This window comes from Cylindrospermopsis sp. CR12, assembly GCF_001432185.1.
Classification (GTDB): domain Bacteria; phylum Cyanobacteriota; class Cyanobacteriia; order Cyanobacteriales; family Nostocaceae; genus Raphidiopsis; species Raphidiopsis raciborskii.
This window is the reverse complement of the sequence record NZ_LMVE01000087.1, coordinates 1-1,962: the sequence shown is the minus strand read 5'-3', so window position 1 is coordinate 1,962 and position 1,962 is coordinate 1. Positions and strand designations below refer to the sequence as shown.

1 protein-coding gene is annotated in these 1,962 nt (G+C 32.6%); it reads right to left on the bottom strand.

Annotation, left to right across the window (positions count from 1 at the left end):
* The coding region (locus tag ASL19_RS10190; protein ID WP_057178255.1) for an ATP-binding protein at positions 1–1,505 on the bottom strand (1,505 nt) is incomplete at its 3' end.
* Positions 1,506–1,962 lie beyond the last annotated feature (457 nt).

The following is a 1,962-nucleotide window of genomic DNA, read 5'->3' as shown; positions in this document are numbered from 1 at the left end:
CGTCCTGTATTTGCAAAGCGGACAAGTTCTAATAATTGACCTGATAAAATAGCTTCGGTAAGTTGATCTAGTTTCTTGTAAGCTGCGTTGTCTGACAATTTTTCCAGATCAATACCGGGACTATCAGCGATCGCTCTCACTCGGTAATCATCAGTATAGTCCTCAGAATCGGTTTGAGTAGAATCCTGAGACTCTGATTCACCAGGCTCTTTACAATCTGCTTTTTTGTTCTTCTGAGGACGCAATATTTGACTTAATTCTAACTTTTTCTCAATCCCTTCATAAATAGATAAAGAAATAGGATCATCTAAATCTTTAGCATGAGAACGAAGCACTTTATAAACCTGTACCAGTTCATGTTTATTTAAAATTGCATTGCCAACAAAATAAGCACGTTTCATAATATCCTTAGGTAATATTTTATAGGGGTGTAAAACTCTTTGAATATCTTTACGTAGTGTGTCTTGACTAAAACCAACAATATATTTTTTCAAGCTTTCAAAAAATATCTCTTGAACTGTTTTATCCTCGTCTTCCTCATGGCGAAAACAAGGGAAGTGTACCAAACAGCGAATAATTGTTATTAATCGTAAAAAAGCATCACTATCAGAATAGGTATGTGCCTCAAATTTATCAATATTTCCTGTATATTCACCAACCAAAATTTCTGATGTTAACCCTTGTTCATTAAAAATTCCATTTTTTTCTAACCATTGCAAATCATTAGCTAAAGCTTCGGGTTCAGCATAAATAGAATGATATTTACGCGACATTAATGCAGATATTTCATCTAAAGAATCTGTTATAGGTTGAACATTACCAACTAACTCCTTTTGTAAAATATCAGGATTAATTTCATGGAGTAAACCCAACCCAGGGAATTTAATAATTAACGAAATCAAATACATTAATCGTTCAAAATCAATTAAACCAGAATAGTGATGTAAAGTTTTCTTCTGGCTACAATTACGACGATTAACAATAGAACGAGGTAAACTTTTAATCTGTTTTGCAACTAGAGAAAAGTCATATTTGCCATTTACCATTGGCACAACATTTACTTTAGCAAAACCCTCTGCTTCAATGGGTTCAAAGTTTATTAACTGCTTGTTGAAACTCTCAATTATATTTTTACCAACTTGCCGTTGTCGCTGTTTATTTCTGCGGCAACATTCATCTAAGGGTATTTTTAAATACCAACCCATCCAAGTTTCTGCACCTACACATGCAAACTTTTGCAATATATCCATACGTTGCGATCGCTTAAAATTTGTAGCATCATAAATTACAGAACGACCAGAAGCAACAGCAACTTTAACCCTATTCAATACCTCCTGTTCAATTAAATTCCAATCACCTTGTATAGTTTCATCACCAAACAACTCAGCCCGAATTGTATCTGTGGAGATTATTACACAATTAGGATCATATTCCACCCACTGACGAGCAAAAGTTGACTTTCCAGAACCAGGAAGACCGATAAGACAATGACAAATTGGAGACATAAAAATAATGGTTAAAAATCAATAAATATATACTAAGCCAAATCACTAAGCGTTAATAATACTTAACGCGAATCACGAAAAATACCTTGAAGATTCTCAAATTTTCATTACCTAAAATTAACAATTGCAACAAGTCTATTACTAATAGTTACAACTTTTATTTTTATTATTCGCGTCAAATTAACATGGCTTAGATAGTTTTGTGTCATAGTATGTCTTGTACTAATTATACAGGTGATTAAAAAAATATTCAAGACTAACCAATTAAAATCCAAAAATCATCAAAATTAGTAGATAAAACTCTCTATCGTCTGTAATGAAAATGCTAAGTATAAAAAACTTTATATACTGAATGTGCTACACTAAGAGGAATTTAAACAAGATGTTAACATTTGTGGAAAAGCTCAAAATTCCTCTCCTGTCTGGATAGCGGATTTAGATAATTATCAAGTGGTAA